This is a genomic window from Lysinibacillus sp. FSL H8-0500 (genome assembly GCF_038051955.1).
Classification (GTDB): Bacteria; Bacillota; Bacilli; order Bacillales_A; family Planococcaceae; genus Lysinibacillus; species Lysinibacillus macroides.
The window spans coordinates 2,150,847-2,168,382 of sequence record NZ_CP150292.1 but is presented as its reverse complement, the minus strand read 5'-3'; the positions used below and the strand labels follow the sequence as shown (position 1 = coordinate 2,168,382).

19 protein-coding genes and 1 riboswitch are annotated in these 17,536 nt (G+C 39.4%); of the genes, 4 read left to right on the top strand and 15 right to left on the bottom strand.

What is annotated here, in order from left to right; genetic code table 11:
- Positions 1-331: 331 nt before the first annotated feature.
- The 4 genes from MHB44_RS10325 (at position 332) to MHB44_RS10310 (ending at position 3,888) form a co-directional block, all read left to right on the top strand.
- On the top strand, positions 332-721 hold the full coding sequence (locus MHB44_RS10325) for a hypothetical protein (RefSeq protein ID WP_341302692.1): 390 nt from the start codon (positions 332-334) through the stop codon (positions 719-721).
- Between the two features lie 144 nt (positions 722-865).
- Positions 866-1,645, top strand: a complete 780-nt coding sequence (locus MHB44_RS10320) for a hypothetical protein (protein ID WP_341302691.1) — start codon at positions 866-868, stop codon at positions 1,643-1,645.
- Positions 1,626-2,447 (top strand): hypothetical protein, encoded by an 822-nt coding sequence (locus MHB44_RS10315; RefSeq protein WP_341302690.1) that lies wholly within the window; start codon positions 1,626-1,628, stop codon positions 2,445-2,447. Before MHB44_RS10320 ends, MHB44_RS10315 begins: the two co-directional genes overlap by 20 nt.
- Before the next feature lie 802 nt (positions 2,448-3,249).
- Positions 3,250-3,888, top strand: a complete 639-nt coding sequence (locus MHB44_RS10310) for an ABC transporter ATP-binding protein (RefSeq protein WP_053995777.1) — start codon at positions 3,250-3,252, stop codon at positions 3,886-3,888.
- Positions 3,889-4,015: 127 nt separating this feature from the next.
- On the opposite strand, the gene MHB44_RS10305 is transcribed toward MHB44_RS10310, so the two are convergent.
- The 15 genes from MHB44_RS10305 to MHB44_RS10235 all read right to left on the bottom strand — a co-directional run bounded on the left by MHB44_RS10305 (position 4,016) and on the right by MHB44_RS10235 (position 17,474).
- On the bottom strand, positions 4,016-5,056 hold the full coding sequence (locus tag MHB44_RS10305) for a ribonucleotide-diphosphate reductase subunit beta (protein ID WP_053995778.1): 1,041 nt from the start codon (positions 5,054-5,056) through the stop codon (positions 4,016-4,018).
- A gap of 12 nt (positions 5,057-5,068) precedes the next feature.
- On the bottom strand, positions 5,069-7,282 hold the full coding sequence (locus tag MHB44_RS10300) for a ribonucleoside-diphosphate reductase subunit alpha (RefSeq protein ID WP_341302689.1): 2,214 nt from the start codon (positions 7,280-7,282) through the stop codon (positions 5,069-5,071).
- A gap of 156 nt (positions 7,283-7,438) precedes the next feature.
- Positions 7,439-7,627, bottom strand: a riboswitch (cobalamin riboswitch).
- Positions 7,628-7,737: 110 nt separating this feature from the next.
- Complete coding sequence (locus tag MHB44_RS10295) at positions 7,738-8,421, bottom strand: hypothetical protein (protein ID WP_341302688.1); 684 nt, start codon at positions 8,419-8,421, stop codon at positions 7,738-7,740.
- Positions 8,418-8,915: an ECF transporter S component gene (locus tag MHB44_RS10290; RefSeq protein WP_341302687.1), complete on the bottom strand. Its 498-nt coding sequence runs from the start codon at positions 8,913-8,915 to the stop codon at positions 8,418-8,420. Before MHB44_RS10290 ends, MHB44_RS10295 begins: the two co-directional genes overlap by 4 nt.
- A gap of 17 nt (positions 8,916-8,932) precedes the next feature.
- The gene (locus MHB44_RS10285; protein ID WP_341302686.1) at positions 8,933-9,325 is read right to left on the bottom strand and encodes a bifunctional adenosylcobinamide kinase/adenosylcobinamide-phosphate guanylyltransferase; all 393 of its coding nucleotides are present in this window, start codon (positions 9,323-9,325) and stop codon (positions 8,933-8,935) included.
- Positions 9,277-9,873, bottom strand: coding sequence for a histidine phosphatase family protein (locus MHB44_RS10280; protein ID WP_341302685.1), 597 nt, complete (start codon positions 9,871-9,873; stop codon positions 9,277-9,279). The genes MHB44_RS10285 and MHB44_RS10280 overlap by 49 nt, the downstream gene beginning before the upstream one ends.
- The gene (gene cobS / locus MHB44_RS10275) at positions 9,846-10,622 is read right to left on the bottom strand and encodes an adenosylcobinamide-GDP ribazoletransferase (protein WP_341302684.1); all 777 of its coding nucleotides are present in this window, start codon (positions 10,620-10,622) and stop codon (positions 9,846-9,848) included. The genes MHB44_RS10280 and cobS overlap by 28 nt, the downstream gene beginning before the upstream one ends.
- Positions 10,623-10,644: 22 nt before the next feature.
- Complete coding sequence (locus MHB44_RS10270; protein ID WP_341302683.1) at positions 10,645-11,220, bottom strand: bifunctional adenosylcobinamide kinase/adenosylcobinamide-phosphate guanylyltransferase; 576 nt, start codon at positions 11,218-11,220, stop codon at positions 10,645-10,647.
- Positions 11,221-11,236: 16 nt separating this feature from the next.
- Positions 11,237-11,839: a histidine phosphatase family protein gene (locus tag MHB44_RS10265; RefSeq protein WP_341302682.1), complete on the bottom strand. Its 603-nt coding sequence runs from the start codon at positions 11,837-11,839 to the stop codon at positions 11,237-11,239.
- Complete coding sequence (locus tag MHB44_RS10260; RefSeq protein WP_341302681.1) at positions 11,836-12,924, bottom strand: aminotransferase class I/II-fold pyridoxal phosphate-dependent enzyme; 1,089 nt, start codon at positions 12,922-12,924, stop codon at positions 11,836-11,838. Before MHB44_RS10260 ends, MHB44_RS10265 begins: the two co-directional genes overlap by 4 nt.
- The gene (cbiB, locus tag MHB44_RS10255; protein ID WP_341302680.1) at positions 12,911-13,867 is read right to left on the bottom strand and encodes an adenosylcobinamide-phosphate synthase CbiB; all 957 of its coding nucleotides are present in this window, start codon (positions 13,865-13,867) and stop codon (positions 12,911-12,913) included. The genes MHB44_RS10260 and cbiB overlap by 14 nt, the downstream gene beginning before the upstream one ends.
- Complete coding sequence (locus tag MHB44_RS10250) at positions 13,867-14,547, bottom strand: adenosylcobinamide amidohydrolase (RefSeq protein WP_341302679.1); 681 nt, start codon at positions 14,545-14,547, stop codon at positions 13,867-13,869. The genes cbiB and MHB44_RS10250 overlap by 1 nt, the downstream gene beginning before the upstream one ends.
- A 119-nt stretch (positions 14,548-14,666) precedes the next feature.
- On the bottom strand, positions 14,667-14,849 hold the full coding sequence (locus MHB44_RS10245; protein ID WP_341302678.1) for a hypothetical protein: 183 nt from the start codon (positions 14,847-14,849) through the stop codon (positions 14,667-14,669).
- Positions 14,850-14,952: 103 nt separating this feature from the next.
- Entirely contained in the window at positions 14,953-16,311 is a 1,359-nt protein-coding gene (locus MHB44_RS10240) for an aspartate kinase (protein ID WP_341302677.1), read from the bottom strand.
- Positions 16,312-16,721: 410 nt separating this feature from the next.
- Entirely contained in the window at positions 16,722-17,474 is a 753-nt protein-coding gene (locus tag MHB44_RS10235) for a glucose 1-dehydrogenase (RefSeq protein ID WP_341302676.1), read from the bottom strand.
- Positions 17,475-17,536 lie beyond the last annotated feature (62 nt).

Here is a 17,536-nt window from a genome sequence, read left to right as displayed (position 1 = left end):
TCATCAAATGAAGCTCGTTTCTTTTTGATGGTTGAATTATTTTAATGCAACGCTAGTGATTTTTTATGATTAATCTATTTCACAAACATAAAAAGTCGATTTACACCAAATCCGTTGGCATAAATCGACTTGTTCAGTGTCCTCCGTAACAAAATATTTTTCCATAAAATCACCATCCAAAAGTTGTCGATAATTGTAGATAATTAACTATTTTTGTAGAAAATGTTTACTATTAAGTCCATTTATTTTATATTTCGATACGTGGTGTAAGTCTTTTCATTTCAATCTTTAATTATTTTAGATTCATTACATTAAGAAAGAGGGAAAAATAATGAAAAAAAAGATAAAAGTCATGGCAGCTACTGTTGTAGTTGGCGTAATGACTTCAGCTATGGGTGCTGCCGCGGCAACATGGGGGAACTACTCAGCCAATGTACCAACCTTTAGTGACTATGAAACATCAACTATCACAAAAACGACTACTGGATCAGCTTACAATGAAGTTGGTTATATTGAAAAAGATGGAAAATTAGTTTCTTGGATCGAAGATGCATCAGGCTCAAATATTTCTTCAAAGGTTTCTTATTCAACAACAGGAAGAAAAACAATGGACTATACAGCTGCTAGTACATGGAAAGATAAAAAAGTTCGTCTTAATATCTCGACTTCCCCTGGAACATTTGAAGATATTCAAACTTCAGGAGAATGGACGCCTAATTAATAAGCTATCTATTATAATTAGCATTAGCTACATATCATCCTAATATTTCGGATAATAATAATGCTTTTGATTTTCATAAATGATAGACTGCACCACAAATTTAGAGTTATATAATAAAATGAATGTGTTTTGAGGTGTTATAATATGAATTCTTATATAAAAGAGGAATTTAAACGAGCATTTTTCTCAAAAATAACCCTTTTTACATCCATCTTTTCCATAGTTTTAGTATTTGGAGGTATGTTTGAATACATAAGTTGGATTAAATATGGTGATATATCCGTTTTATATTTATTTTTATCAGGCTATAATTCAGGAACAGCTAATTTTTTAATTGTTGTTTTTCCAATTATCAGTTGTTTACCCTTTGCAGCATCATATGTGAGTGATTGTAAGACAGGATTAAATAAATATATCTATATTCGAATGAGTAAAACTAGCTATAGATGGATAAGGCTACTTGTAAATGGACTTGTTGGAGGATTTGTTTTGTTTATTGGTCCATTTATTTCATTGTTATTTCTTTTGGGAATCAAAGTTTTTACACATATTCCAATGGCAAAAGAACAAATGGAAACGTTTGAATACTTCAAAAGTTTAGGTATCCATTCACCTATTATAGCCATTTTAATTATTTTAATCGTTTTGTTTTTCTGTGGATTTACCTTTGCTACTTTTGCTTTAGGTATATCAACATTTATCCAAAATATTTATTTGGCTGTATTGTTACCTTTTATCTATTATATTTTTTCTGCAACCGTATTAATTAACATTCATACCTATTTAAATGCAGTAGTATTATATGATGTTAATCATTTTGGGGTGAATTTTGCACAACGATGCTTGTATGGAATTATATTATGTATGGTTGGAATCATAACTTTCTTTATAGGAGGTTATAAGGTTGAACAAAAAAACACGTAATCATGAACTGATAAAGGTTTTTTATAACAAAAATATTAATATATTCATTTTTATTTTGCTTTCACTATACAGTCTAGATCTTTTATTTTCAACAGTGGAGAATGATTTAGAGACGAATGTATATGATTTGTTGATGAAGATAACGGGATTTCTTCCATTATCCTATATAATGATACCAACGTTTTTAATAATTATTACTGTACATTTTTCAGCAGGTGAGGTGCAAAATTATATAGCCTTTAGATTTAAGAGTAAACGACAATGGTATCAAATGAATGTAATTTTTATTGCTCAACTAACGGCTATTTTTTCCCTTACCGTTGTTGGCATTATGCTGCTGCAATCTGCATTTATTCTTAGTTTTAAGAATAATTGGAGTGAATTTGCTCTTAGTTATTATAAAAATCATGCTACTTTTTTATCTAATTATTCCCCTATGCTGTACTCCATAGTAACCATCATATTGCTATGGCTTATTTTATTTTTACTAGGATTAATTTATTTTCTGATATTTTTATGGACAAAAAAAACGATGATTTCATTTATGGTGGTTTTTATAGTAAATTTGCTAAATGTTGCAATAACATTGGGTAAATTTGATGGTATATCCCGTTATCTTTTTACTGACCATGTAAATATTATTCAATATATTTATAGATTTAATTTAAGTCAGCAACATTTTCCATATAGTATAGTTCTATATTGGATTTTCTTAATTTTTTCCATCTATTTGATGGGTTTATTTATTGTTAACCGAGTAGATATTCTTTTAGAGAAAGAGAGTAAGAATGATGTTAGCTAGAATTATAAATTACCACTTTTTATGTATAATAACACCAAAAAAATTATTATTCATCATCGCCACATTTATTGCAAATGTACTTCTAGTCTTTTCTATGTACAGCCATAAGATTATCCCTCAAGAGACTATACGAGCAACCATATTTATCTTTTATTTGCCAATAAATTTCAAGCTAGATATGTTTAGATGTATATTGATTTTATTACCTATTCTGACTATATTCGGTTTATTTATACATACTGAAATAAGGGAACGAACAGCCTATCTACTGTTGCATGTGAAAAGTTTGAGTCATTGGTTTTACAGTCTTATTTTTGTATTGTTTATTTTTATTTTCTTAACTTTTACAACAGGTTTTCTTACAACTATGGGGATTCTTACTTTTATACCAAGAGAAAAAGTATCCAATGATTGGATTCAGACATTAAATTATTTATACACTTCTAATTCTCTCAATTTGATTATTAACCAGTTTTGTTTACTTATATTATCCTTTTTTTTACTAGCATTAATCAATTTATTTTTTATTTTTTTGATAGATAATCTCGCCTTTACTTTTTTATTAACCCTAATGTGTTTTATCCTATCTATAACAATAGGGAGCACCTTTCCTAGTATATTGAAATGGTTGCCCTTAACATCTGGTTTATTAGCCTTTCACGAATTAAATAATTATTCATTAATGTGGTGTTACTTTAACGTGTTAATTAGTATTGTTGTATTAATTGTTGTTAATTTCAGGCTATTTAAAATTCGCAGAGAGTATCTTTTTATGCGGCATGAATAAAGGAGAATATGTATAATGAATACTATACTAGAAATACAAAATTTATCGAAAGAAATAAAGAATCGTACATTGTTAAAAAATATTCACATGAAAATAGATAAACCAGGAATATATGGAATAATAGGAAGAAATGGTTCTGGCAAAAGTATATTATTTAAAACAATTGCTGGGCTTCTTGTTCCATCTAAAGGTGTGGTTAAAGTTTTCGATGAAGATATTGGAACAGGAAAATTCCCTAAAAATTTTGGCGCTTTATTAGATATTCCTGGTTTTCTTCCACACTATTCAGGTATTCGTAATTTAAAATTATTAGGATCTATTCAAAATCGTGTAACTGAAGAAGATATCAGAAAGGTCCTCACTTTAGTTGGTCTGAATCCAGATGATAAAAATGCTGTGCGTAAATATTCCCTTGGTATGAAGCAGCGTCTTGGAATTGCCCAAGCCATTATGGAAAAACCAGAACTCTTAATTTTGGATGAACCAATGAATGGACTTGATGAATCTGGCGTATCGGATATTCGAAATATGCTAATAAATTTCAAAAAACAGGGAATGACTATTTTGCTAGCTAGTCATAATGCTGAAGATATATCTCTTTTATGTGACAGCGTGTATAAAATGGATAATGGTGAATTAACACAACTCCATTAGCCTCAATGTATCAACATCTTTCAGTTTCAATACTCAGAAACAGCTTGCTCGCTTTTTACGCGAACAAGCTGTTTTGTTTCCCGCTATAAAGGCTGGTACAATTGACCGCGAACAAGGCAGGAAGGTGTTATAAATCATCAAAACCATTATCTTCTACATTCACTTTGACATATTGGCGGGAACGCTGTTCAAAGAAGTCTGTTTTGCCTTGGTCCACATCCTCATAAGCCTTAATCCATTTCAACGGATTTTTGCGGTAGCCGTCAAATGGGCGGTCAACGCCAAGCTGATTACAGCGCACATTGGCATAGAAATGGACATAATCATGGACGTCCTCAACATCAAGACCTTCAATTTTATCGCCAATCACTTCATTTGCCCAGTCAATTTCAAGCTGCACGGCTTCACGGAAAATATCCTGTACCCTCTCTTTACGCTCAGGTGTATCATATTCTGGATATTCCGTTAATAGCTCCTGATAAATTTTTACAAATAAATCGACATGTAGCTGCTCATCGCGATTAATATAATTGATCATCGTAGACGTAGCAACCATTTTTTGATTGCGCGCTAAATGATAGAAGAAGGCAAAACCTGAATAGAAAAATAAGCCCTCTAAAATTACATCATAAATAATGGCCTCTAGCATATTATCAACCGTTGGCTCCTCGGAAAATGCACGGTAGCCTTTAATCACAAAATCATTGCGACGCTCTAGCACAGGCTCCGTACGCCAAAAATCAAAGGTACGATCCTGCTCAGCTTTATTAACGATACTTGATAGCACATAGGAATAGGAGTGGTTATGAATCACCTCCTGCTGCGCTAAAATAATCATTAACGCATTCAAGCTGGAATCGGTTAAATAGTCTGCCACTTTGCCAGCAAAATCCGTTTGTACACTATCCAATAGTGCAAGTAAGCCAATAATTTTTAAAAAGGATTCTTGCTCATCCCTTGTCAGCTCTGAGAACTGCTTAACATCATTGCTCATATTAATTTCAAAGGGTGTCCAGAAGTTACCGAGCATTTTTTTATACTTAGGATACGCCCAGCTAAAGCGGACGTCATCCCAGTTTAAAATATTGGAGGAGCGCCCGTTCACAATACCTGTGGAACGGTTTGGCGCTTCCTTATCCATAATTTGTCGTTTCGTAATCGTTGTCATCATTTATTCCTCCTAGCTTGCACAAGACTCACATTCTAATAATTCTACAGATGTGGAACGTACATAATAGGTTGTTTTTACACCACTTGCCCAAGCATTCATATGCAATGCCAGTAAATCTTTTGCCTTAATGGTATTTTGAACATATAAATTTAGTGAAATGCCTTGGTCGATATGGCGAGCACGGGCTGCATTTTGCTTAATTGTCCAATTTTGATCAATGAAATAAGCAGATTTATAGAACCAAGTCGTTACTGGTGATAAATCAGGTACAGTCACTGGAATTTTGTAGTCCTTCTTCTCCTCTGAGTAGCTCTTTTGGAAAATCGGGTCAATCGTTGCTGTACTGCCTGCTAAAATGGATGTCGATGAATTTGGAGCAATTGCCATCACATAGCCATTGCGCATTCCCTCTTTCTCCACTGCCTCACGTAAAGCATTCCATTTATCACTGTCATAGCCGCGCTTCTCAAAGTAAGCTCCTGTTTGCCAATCAGAGCCCTTAAACAATGGATACGCTCCTTTTTCACTTGCTAAGGCATTTGAGGCACGAATCGTTAAATAGGCAATTTCCTCATAGAGCTTGTCCGCGTATTCTACGGCTTCCTCAGACTCCCATTGAATTTCCTTCAACGCTAATAAATGATGCCAGCCAAATGTGCCAAGTCCGATGCCACGGTAGCGTAAATTGGTGCGCTCTGCCTGTTTTACAGGAATCGTATTTAACGCAATGACGTTATCAAGCATACGTACTTGAATCGGAATTAAACGCTCTAATACACCCGCAGGTACAGCTTTGCCTAAATTAACAGACGATAGATTACATACAACAAAATCGCCAGGCTTGCGACGAGTCACAATTACATCGTCCTCAAGTGTAATTGATTCAAATTCAGTAGGTGACATATTTTGGAATATTTCAGTACACAGATTTGAGCTGTAAATCATCCCTTTATGCTGATTTGGATTCATGCGGTTCACTTCATCACGGTAAAACATAAAGGGCACGCCCGTTTCTAGCTGTGAGCGCATAATTCGCTTCATAATATCAATGGCCGGTACGACTTCACGGCTTAATAATGGGTTTGCCACACATGCGGCATAGTTCGTGCGGAAGGAGCCATTGCCCTTTGTTTCATCATAGGAATCCTCTAAGGAGAAGCCCATCACCTCACGTACTTCATGTGGATCAAATAAATGCCAATCTCCACGAGCCTCCACTGCTTCCATAAAAATATCTGGTATGCATAGCCCTGTAAAAATATCATGGGCACGTAGACGCTCATCTCCATTGTTTAGGCGTAAATCTAAAAACGTAAAAACATCCTTATGCCAAACATCTAAATAAACAGCGATGGCTCCTTGACGTTGTCCAAGCTGGTCAACCGAAACGGCTGTATTATTCAGCTGCTTAATCCACGGTAGCACGCCACTGGATGCGCCCTTAAAGCCTTTAATGGAGGAGCCACGGCTGCGAATTTTGCCCATATAAACGCCGATACCACCGCCATATTTTGATAATGTCGCCACATCGGTATTTGTATCATAAATGCTTTGTAAACTATCATCGACTGTATCGATAAAGCAGCTAGAAAGCTGACCATGTGTTTTCCCGGCATTGGATAATGTTGGTGTCGCTACTGTCATATATAAATTACTCATCGCCCAATAGGCTTCTCGAACTTTTTCAAGACGATTTTCTGTTTCATCCTGCATTAATGTCATGGCGATGACCATCCAGCGCTCCTGAGGAAGCTCTACAGGTGTTTTTGTATAATCACGCACAACATAACGATCCATTAACGTCTTTAAGCCAATATAAGTAAATAGCTCATCACGGCTAGGCTCTAAATAACTTGCTAATTGCTGAAGCTCTTGCTCACTATATTTTGTTGTTAAGCTTTCGTGATACAAGCCAGCCTCTGTATAACGTGCTAATTGCGCGGGAAATACTTGGTAAACTTCCTTTGGTGAAACCCCACGGCACACCGCAAATTGATCGTATAGTTTTGCTAAATAAATGCGTGCAGCCACAAATGTCCAGTAGGGCTCCTCCTCATCAATCAGGCTAAGCGCTTGTAAAATCATTGCATCTGCCCATGCTTCAAATGTGGCATTGTCATTTTTGCGTAGCCAACGATCTGATAATCTGACAAAGCTTTCAAGTTCAGCCTCCGTGTAACTATTTTTTAACTTCGCCATTTGCTGTTCAATTTGCACTGTCATCTATTCTCTCCCTTTCTCCCCACAACATAAAAAAGCGATCCTGCAACATCCATCGGTTGCGGGATCGCTGTAAAATCGAAAATGGAAATGAAGGACATGCACACAAAGAAGTGAACAAATCTCTCGCCTCCACTTCTCAATCCCCGAAGAATGTGTTGCTGTCTTGAACAATATGGCAGGTCTCCTGGCTTATGCTTCCTCCAAATAATCACCTTCCCATTAAAAAACAGTGGCTTTTCGATTATTTGTCAGCACGTACAGTTGCGGGGACAGCTTCGGCTTGCAAGCATACTTGCTCCGAATTCCCTTTTAAACCATCTTGGTACCGCTTGTCCAACATACTATATATTGTGTTTTGATTCCTAAACAAATCTAACATATTGTGTTTCGTGTTGCAATAGGTGTTTCGTCCCTTGCCATTTTCAACACAGCTTATCTGCTCGAAACAAGCCCTATTACAGTGTAGTTTTGCGTAATTTTTCAAAATTTCTTAGGAAAAATTTTTCTGCCTGCTGCTCTTTTTCAGGATCAATGCCAAGCATAATGACTGTACAGGGCCCGGCTGATTTGGTTATATCAAGAGAGCATTCAGGCTGCTGTTCTCTAAAAAGACGAACCAATTCTCCCTGTAGCCCCTTTGACCCGACTGGCCATACTTGCTGCACAATTTCTGCCTGCCATGCCTGAAAAATAGGTTGAAGCTGTGCAACATCTTCAGGCTGAGCTACTACCTCTGTGCCAACAAGCGGCAAGCCATAAGTGTACCAGCTAAGCTTTTCACGGTCAAACGCTGCACGCTGTTGTGGCTCGCCAAGCATTGTAATCGCTAAGCCTGATTGTCTCGTTGGCATATTGGATTCTGTGCTCCCCGCAACGGCAGGACACGCAAGACCGATTTCCTTAAAGACCTGTTGTATCCCTGCAATATACCGCGCCCATGCGGCATCCCCTGAAAAATTCGCCAGCAAAATTTGCGTAGGAATGGCTTGTGCGGCAAGCTGCTCTAAAAAGGTGACACGTGCTGTCATATAGGCTGTAAGCTCATCCGATGCTGCTACGCTATCTTGCGGCTTTTGCCCAATGGCTGCCGCATTATCCATCGTGGCAATCAAGCTCCCTACCTTTATCGCATTTCTCATGATACGCTACCTTCCTTGCGTACAAAAACTTTTCTTAACACAGGCATCCCGATTGCCACAATGACTAAATTGAGCGCTGTTGCTGTACAAATACTTATTAATGCGCCCCAGAAAAATGCTGGGCTAATAAGAAAATAAAAAGGCACGGGCGCAATAATGCCGTTTAGCACAAAAGCAATAGGCCATTTCCAAATATGCATATCTTTTTTATGCATAACGCCAAAAACCCATACAACAATAAACATTTCAACAGCAATGATCAAATGCAGTGGTCCAAATGGAAAGCCCGCTGTGAGTGCTGTAATAAAATGACCAAGCATTCCTGCCGTCCCTGCCAATACAGGTGGTAAAAATACAACACCTAAAAAGGCAGGTGCTGAGTCAAGTGCAGCCGTTGACACAAATGGGATTGGTACTTTAATCATCGCACCTACTGCACAAATAGCTGCTACCATCGCTGTCAATATCCATGTCATCAATTTTTGTCGCTTCATTCCATTTCTCCTCTTCCTTACTTGATTTGCTCACCAATGCCATACCAGATGCGGACAATCTGCTCTGCCTCTGCAAATAAAGCTTGGTATAAACGTCCACAAGTATCGCGCAGTAGCCGGGCCTGCTTGTCCATTGGTACAACGCCACGTCCCATATCAGTCACAATAACTGCTAATGTACACTGCTGTGCCAATATCTGGAGCCTTGTTACGATCGTTTGAATCACCCTATCATCTTCCTCAAGCTGTTGCGCCAGTAGCCATGTTTCCAAATTTTTGATAACGAGCACATCACAAGCTGGCACATTTTTGGGGATTTCCCCCTCTATAAGGACCACCTGTTGCGGCTGATAAAAGCGCATTACATAGTCGGTTTTGCCATTATAGGCTCCCCCAATAAAGATATGCATCTTGCTCCCTCCTCCCAAGCCTTACGGGTAAACGTTAAGGTAAATTGCTGGTCATGTGGTACATGATACGACCAAAAAGGTTGTTCGGTTGGGGCAAATGCCACAAGTAAGGCACGAATCACACCGCCATGGACAACGAGATAATAGCTAGCTTCATCTTTTGGTAAAGAACGGAAACCATCCACTACACGTGCTATAAATGTCGCAAAACGCTCTCCCTGTGGCGGTGGCGTCTGATCAGGATCTTCTAGCCATGCTTGGTACTGAGGGTTGGTTTGTAAATCCAGATAAGTCTTGCCTTCAAAGGCTCCAAAATTCATCTCACGTAATCTTGCATCTGCACAATAGCTAGCATGTGGAAAATAATAAGACGCCGTTGTTTGACAGCGCAGTAAATCACTACCATACACTTGTTGAACGGTAGCATCAATCGCAGTAAGCGCCATTGGATTAGCCAATGGTGCATCCGTCCAGCCAAGATAGCGTTTTTCTATATTAGCAGTTGTTGGTGCATGTCTGATTAAGCGCACAGTAACAATGTCACCCATAGTACAACCTCCATTCCTTCAATTGAAGCGCCCAGTAAATCCCCTGATACACCGCCAAAGTTACGCATTGTAAACTGTCGAAATAGCACAAGCGCTATCCCTAAAACAATGACAAGGATAATTGGTAGCATCGAAAACTGGGTCACAGCAAGCACAATCACCAGCCCCAAGACAAATGATAGTAGCATTCCAATGTTTAATCGAGCTACATAAATATGTGTCCGAAAATAATAAGCAAGGCCTTTTTCCTTGGCACATTTTAGCGAAATAAAATAAAAGCTCATTCCCACTCGTGTTAAAAAAGGCACAATTATGACCATCCATAAGGCAAATTTTTGTTGGACAAACAGCTCATACAGAATGACAAATTTCCCCATCAATAAAAATAATACAGACAGCACTCCAAATGCGCCAACACGTGGGTCATCTAAAATTTCTAGTCGTTTCTCACGGTCCCGATAAGAAAAATAGGCATCCCCCATATCAATAAAGCCATCTAAATGTAAGCCACCCGTCCATAAGGCAAATAGCCCCAGCACAATAAATGCCAGCATGACCTCACTGCTTGCCGTCCACTGTGTCACGCTATAGAGGATTGCTGCTACAATTGTCCCCATCAATGCCCCTATCCATGGTAGGCACACAAACATTCCTGTAATCGTTGTTCTTGTTAATGGCAGTTCTTTATGTATAGGCAACACCGTAAAAAATTGAAATGCTAGTAGTAGGCTATGCCAAATAGTTTTCATTGTCCTGCCTTCTTTCTTTCTATTATTTCCATTTTTTAACGATACCATAATAAATTTCATAGGCTTCTTGAGCAATCGCTACAAACCATTGGTGGAATTGACCTAATGTCTGTCGATAAAGCTCCACCTCATAGCTTGCATAGGGGGGCTCATCAAACAGCTCATTGGACACCACCAGCAAGGTGACACCCCTTTTTAGCAGTGCCTCAATAGCCTGCTTCACACGCGCGAGTTTATGATTTACACAACCAGGCTGTACAAGACATGGTGTGCCACTCTCAAAACCTTCATAAAAAGCATTTGTCAGCCAAGTTGTGACACAATCCCATAGCACAATATCATCAGCTTGATAGAGTGCGAGCGCATCAGCTATTGCATAGGGGGCTTCCATCGTTTGCCATTCAATGGGCTGTGCCTGCCGATCTACCTGATGACGTAAAATCCGTTGCTGCATTTCATCATCCAAGGCAATACCAGAGGCAAGATAAATTAAACGTTTTGCTGTAGAGGACTGCTCTTGATAATAATGCATCGCCATTTGTTCAGCGAAATGAGATTTTCCACTACGCACACCCCCTGTTATAAAAATCAACGGCATCTATAACGCCTCCTATTTATAAATGATCGATATTGCCAATTTCTTTAACAAGCCATTGCTGGTCTTTATAGTCAATAATCGTTACGCTTGTTCCATGTAAGGGGACTGCCCAGAGCTCGCTAATATTGCGTTTTAAAATCGCATTTAGCATACAGTTAATGGTAACAGCATGTGACACAACTAGTATATATTCTTTCTGGTGCTGCTCGGCGATTTTTTTGAGCGTAAACATGGCTCTTTCTGTGACAGCCCCAAAGCTTTCGGTATGTGCCGCTATATATTGTGCAGGGTAATGCGTATATAGCTCATAATTCAGTCCGTCTGTAGCGATAATATCTTCAATCCTCTGCCCTTGCCAATTCCCTAAATAGATTTCTCGTAAATCGGCCTCATAATAGATAGGTAGCTGTCGCTTAGCCGTTAAAATCGACATGGTTGCCTGTGCTCGGCCGCTTGAGCTACTATAAGCAGCCGTAAAGGGAATGGACTGTAATTGCTGCTGAAGCTTTTGAGTAGCCTCTCTGCCATTAGCCGTTAATGGCGAATCTAGCCAGCCCTGTAGTCGCTGCTCTTGATTCCATACGGTTTCTCCATGTCTTACTACATAAAAAGTTGTCACATTGCTCTCTCCTCATTAAACCATCCTTGCAAGCAATGATATAAGTAAGTCATCGCTGTTACATCTTTGATGCCGATGCGGAACCACTGCCCCTGTAAGCCTTGAAAGTTTTTGGTATGGCGCATCACAACGCCCTTTGCTAAACAATATGTAAAAAAGCGATCCACCTGCTGGTCACGAGGTAAAGAGAAACAAACATAATTGGTCACGCTATTTGTTACTTGACAGCCATTTTCCTGTAAATAGCGCTTTAGTTGCTCCCGTTGTGTGGTAGCATAGGCAATCGCCTGCTGACAATAGTGTTGCTCATCCAAACAGCCTGCCCCAATGATTAGTGCAAAGGCATTTATATTCCAATGTGGTAGCACCTCTCGCAATGACGCTACAATTTGTGGATGGGCGATTAAATAGCCAAGTCGTAAGCCTGGAATCGCATACATTTTTGTCATGGAACGTACCACGATAACATGCGGATTTTTGATGCTAGTATGAATCATGGAAGATGCCTCGTCCACCCAATCCATAAAAGCCTCATCCAGCACAAGCTCACAGCCAACTGCGGCTCCATGCGCTATTAATGCCTCTATATCCTCTTTTTTAGGCAATACTCCTGTTGGATTATTAGGCGTACAAAGATAAAGCGCATCCGCCTGCACCATTGCCTGCTTAAGCTGTTCCATTGGCAATGTATACGCCATAAAATCTGTGACAATCACTGACATAATCGTTGCCCCGACAGTACGTAGTGTACGCTCATATTCGGAAAAGGTTGGATGCACAATAATGACACGCTTCTGTGCATAACGTCTTGCCAGCGCATTAAATAGCTCTGCTGCGCCATTTCCTAGGACAATCCTATCCTTTGCCACCTGATGAAAGGCTGCCACCTTTGTTAGAAAAGGCTCGCCATGTGGATCTGGATAACGTTGAAGCAACGGATAAAATGTTTGCCAGCATGCCTCCACAAAGGCTGGTGGTCCTGCTGCATTAACATTTTCACTAAAATCATAGACCTTTGTTGGCATCTGTAAGCCTATTTGCTGATAGAGATGCTGCGGATTTGCACCATGATTAGGCAATAACATAGATCAACACCTCCACTGCCAGCATCACAAGTGTAAAGAGCAATGTGGCCATACGCATCTGCACAATCGATCCCATAATATGCTCCTTCGTTAAAGGTACTAGCCTTTCTCCCATTAATGCGCGGTGAGAAACAACCCCTTGATAGCTATTTTTGCCCCCAAGCTGTATACCGAGCTGCACAGCCGTTGCTGCCTCTAAATAGCCACTATTAGGGCTTGGATGCTTCCTTGCATCCTGTACCCAACGCTTTAACCTTTTGCCAAGTGACCAGTTGGTGTCATTTTTTGTCCCAAGTACTAGTAGTAAGCCTGTAAGACGACTTGGAATAAAGTTTAACACATCATCCAACTTGGCAGAAAACATCCCAAAATCTTTATAGGTGTCATTTTTATAGCCAACCATTGAATCTAATGTATTCACAGCCTTATAGCCCCATAAGCCGATTGCACCAAATAAAAAAGCATAAAAGAGTGGAGCTGTCACCCCATCACTAGTATTCTCAGAAACAGTTTCCACAACACCACGAACAATTTCTTCCTCGCCAAGCTTATCCGTATCACGCCCTACAATCCAGGAGAGCTTCACCCGTGCTTCCGTCAAATCCCCGTTGACAAGTGGCACATACACCGCCATTGCTGCTTCCTTAAGACTGCGCTGTGCCAATCCAATGCCAATCAATAGTCCTTCTACGACGATGCCAAAGAGCAAGCTTACCTGATAGCTCAGCAGTACAATCAGTGTAACCACAAACATGGTTGTACCAACAACTGCTAGTGCCATCACCATACCGCGTAATTTACGCCATTTTCCCTTATTCCATAAAACGGTTTGTGATTGAATCAGCTTGCCAATCCAGCGTACAGGATGGGGCAGCTTTGGCGGATCACCCATTACTAGGTCGAATATAAGCCCTATTACACAGGCAATTATGAGTGTTATCATTATGCCTTCTCCTCTTTATCCTTTTTATAGTTGCCAATTGCCTCACGCATCGTCGTATAGACACCATAGCCAATCACCTTGCCGAGCATCGTAATGGGCCCTGCATATTGATGGTAGTCCCCCTTTTCTGTAGAGGCAATCAGTAAGCTATCTGTAGAGGTACCTGTAGCCTGTGTGCCTGTTGTAGGGTCTGTCACCTCTTCATCCATCAAGGCTTTCACTTTTGCCTCTGTCGTGGAAATCATCGCCTGAAATAATGCTTCATCAGACAGCTTGCCATTAATTATTACCCATGTATTAATAGTGCCTGCATGATACTGCTCTGTACGATGAAAAGCACGTGTAATATCGACAGCATTTCCTAGCCCTGCTGTAATCATAATAACAATATGGATACCTTCATATGTAAATTCCTGAACAGTTGCAAACTTAGCTTGGACAGCCGTCATCATTGCCACTGTATTGTCGATAGGAAAGCCCTGTGCCTGCAAAAATTGCTGATATTCATGGTGGGGCTGCCTTTCATCATATGTAATCGGCACTGTGCGGTTCATCAAATGCGTATAATAGCCAAAGCCAGGATTATGCATCGCTGAGGATACAACCTTTAATGGCGAAGTGGCTCGGAGTGCAACATAGTTGTCAGCAATTTCAATATGTTCCTTGCTCAGTATGGGCATCTTTTCATCTCCTTTTATTCGTCTGGAATGGCACATAAAAAAACAAATTCTTGCAAGAAGAATTTGTACTGTTGATGCTCTAACATTATACTTAAATTATTTATGCTTGCCCAGCACTGTTATTGTTTTTGTTTAAGATGCTTAAAGCGAATGACAGAACCAATAATAATAAAGATCCATCCAATGCCTATGTAGACAAATTTCATTGTGTTTGTTGATGACGGCAAAATATTCATAATCGTTAAACAAACAATAACGATTCCAATAACCGAAAACAACATACCGATTGATAAATTTTTCACGTAAGCCCCTCCCAACTATGTACGCCCTCGATTTTACCGTATTCTCCACAAAAAGAAAACACTAATCCAAGCAAAGAACACCTGGATTAGTGTGGATGTTGTGTTAAGCTCTTGCATGAGCAAAAAACTCTTCATATAGCGCTTGTAAAATACGATTTTCATATTCCTGAAGGACACCGAAAACAAGGCTTACTTCAGACGAACCTTGATTGATCATTTCAATGTTTGCACCTGTTTTTGAAATCGCTGTAGCAGCACGAGCAGCTAATCCCGTATTATGACGCATTCCCTCTCCAACGATTACAATCATTGAAAAGCCATGACGCATCTCTACGTGCTCTGCATGTAGCTCTTCTTTTACACGGTTAATAATGCGTGCTTCACTTTCTGGTGTTAGCTGGTCTGAACGCATAATAACGGAAATATCATCTAAACCAGAGGGAGTATGCTCATAGGAAATATGCTCATCCTCTAAAACTTGTAGTAGCTTACGTCCAAAGCCTACTTCACGATTCATTAAATATTTAGAGACATATAAAGTTGAAAAGCCACTGTCTGCCGAAATACCTGTAACGGGACGACCTGTTGCAGGACGGCTCGGTACAATACGTGTACCTGGGGCTGAAGGGTTATTTGTATTTTTAATGTTCACTGGCACCCCAATCTTATAGACAGGCATTAACGCTTCATCATGGAATACGGAAAAGCCTGCATAGGATAATTCACGCATTTCGCGATACGTAATTTCTTTAATTTCCACTGGATCATTAACAACCTTCGGATTCGCAGAGAATACACAATCGACATCCGTAAAGTTTTCATAGAGCTCCGCTTCAACGGCTGCTGCTAAAATAGAGCCTGTAATATCAGAGCCACCGCGGTCAAAAGTTCGCAATACGCCCGCTTTAGTGTAACCGAAGAAACCAGGGAACACAATAATTTCTTTTGTATCTTTTAATGGCGCTAAATTTGTATAGGCCTCTGGTAAAGCAAAGGTACGTTCGGGTAAATCATTAACCACCAAACCTTCCTTTGGGCTTACATAGCGAGCGGGCATACCGATTGCATTAAAATAAGCGGCAATCAGCTTCGCGTTATTATCTTCACCTGCTGCTTTAATGTTATCGACGAATAAATCAATGTTTGTTTTATCACCTTGCACACGTTCACGTAAATCTTCAGCAATAATATCACAAATAACATAGTCTAATGCCAAACCGTCTGCAATCGCCTGATAGCGAGCAACAACCGTTTGCAATTTTTCCTCGATATTCTCCTGCTGTAGCGCTGCATTTGCTAGCTGTATTAATAGGTCTGTTACTTTTATATCGTCACCAGAGCGTTTCCCTGGCGCTGAAACAGCAACGATTTTACGTGCTGGATTAGATTTCACAATATTTGCTACTTTTTGAATTTGCTCTGCACTTGCTACAGATGTTCCACCAAATTTACATACGATCATATCTATCAAATCCTAACTTTTTCAAATTAATTGTATTCCTATAAAAAACATTTGACTGTACACAGTGTACAAATTATCATTTCCCACGTCAATACAATTTCAAAAATTCACGCAATTTATCGAGAAAATGGACAATTTTCGTACTATTTGATTTATTATACGGATTTCATTTGAAATAGTTAAGGTTTTTATGCATTTTTTTCAGGATGTTCACATAATTTTAATGAAGAAAACGCTTTCTCTTCCTATAGTATGCTTTATAAGGTACGATGTTTGTGTTTATTAAGATTTTGTGAAAGTGCAGGGATTACTTAACAAAATTCTCCCCCCTTTTTATCATTAGGATCAATCTTAATCCATATAAAAAAACTAGGCTCACATTGCTGTGATACCTAGTTTTGTTCATGCTATTAAATGGCTGTCCAGCCTCCATCAATAACTAGCTCCGCACCTGTCATAAAGCGTGATTCCTCAGAGGCAAGGAAAACAACGCCATACGCTACATCTTCAGGCTCCCCAAAGTACGGTAGCTGTGTATATGCTTGATAATAAGGCAATGCGCCACCTTCCTCCATTGTAGGGGCTGTCATTGGTGTGACAATTATACCTGGGTGAACCGAATTGACACGGATTTTATCTTTGCCGTACTCAATAGCAGCCGATTTTGAAAGCACACGTAGCGCTCCTTTAGCAGCTGTATATGGGCTTGTCCCAGCCATTCCCACAATACCACCAATGGAAGAAATATTGATGATTGAGCCGCCACCAGCTTTCTGCATTTCAGGAATGACATATTTCATGCCAATGATACAGCCATTCAAATTAATATCCATGACTTTATTCCATTCATCCATTTCCATATTGGCAATTGTTTTTGGAGATGACACGCCCGCATTGTTGACAAGCACATCGACTTTGCCATAAGACTTTACTGCCTCTGCAATCACGGCCTTCCACTCATTCTCAGATGTTACATTATGCTGGAGACCAATGATATCTCCACCATTTTCTTTAATGGCTGCGACTAAGTTCATCAAGGGCTCGATTTGCACATCTGTTGCAATGACCTTTGCTCCTTCTTGTGCAAAAAGCTTTGCCTCTGAAGCACCCATACCCATTGCTGCTCCTGTAATAATTGCTACTTTTCCAGTTAAACGTCCCATCTAAAAAACTTCCCTTCTATTCTATAAATGAACAATTCGTGAATTCATTAACAACTAGTTGT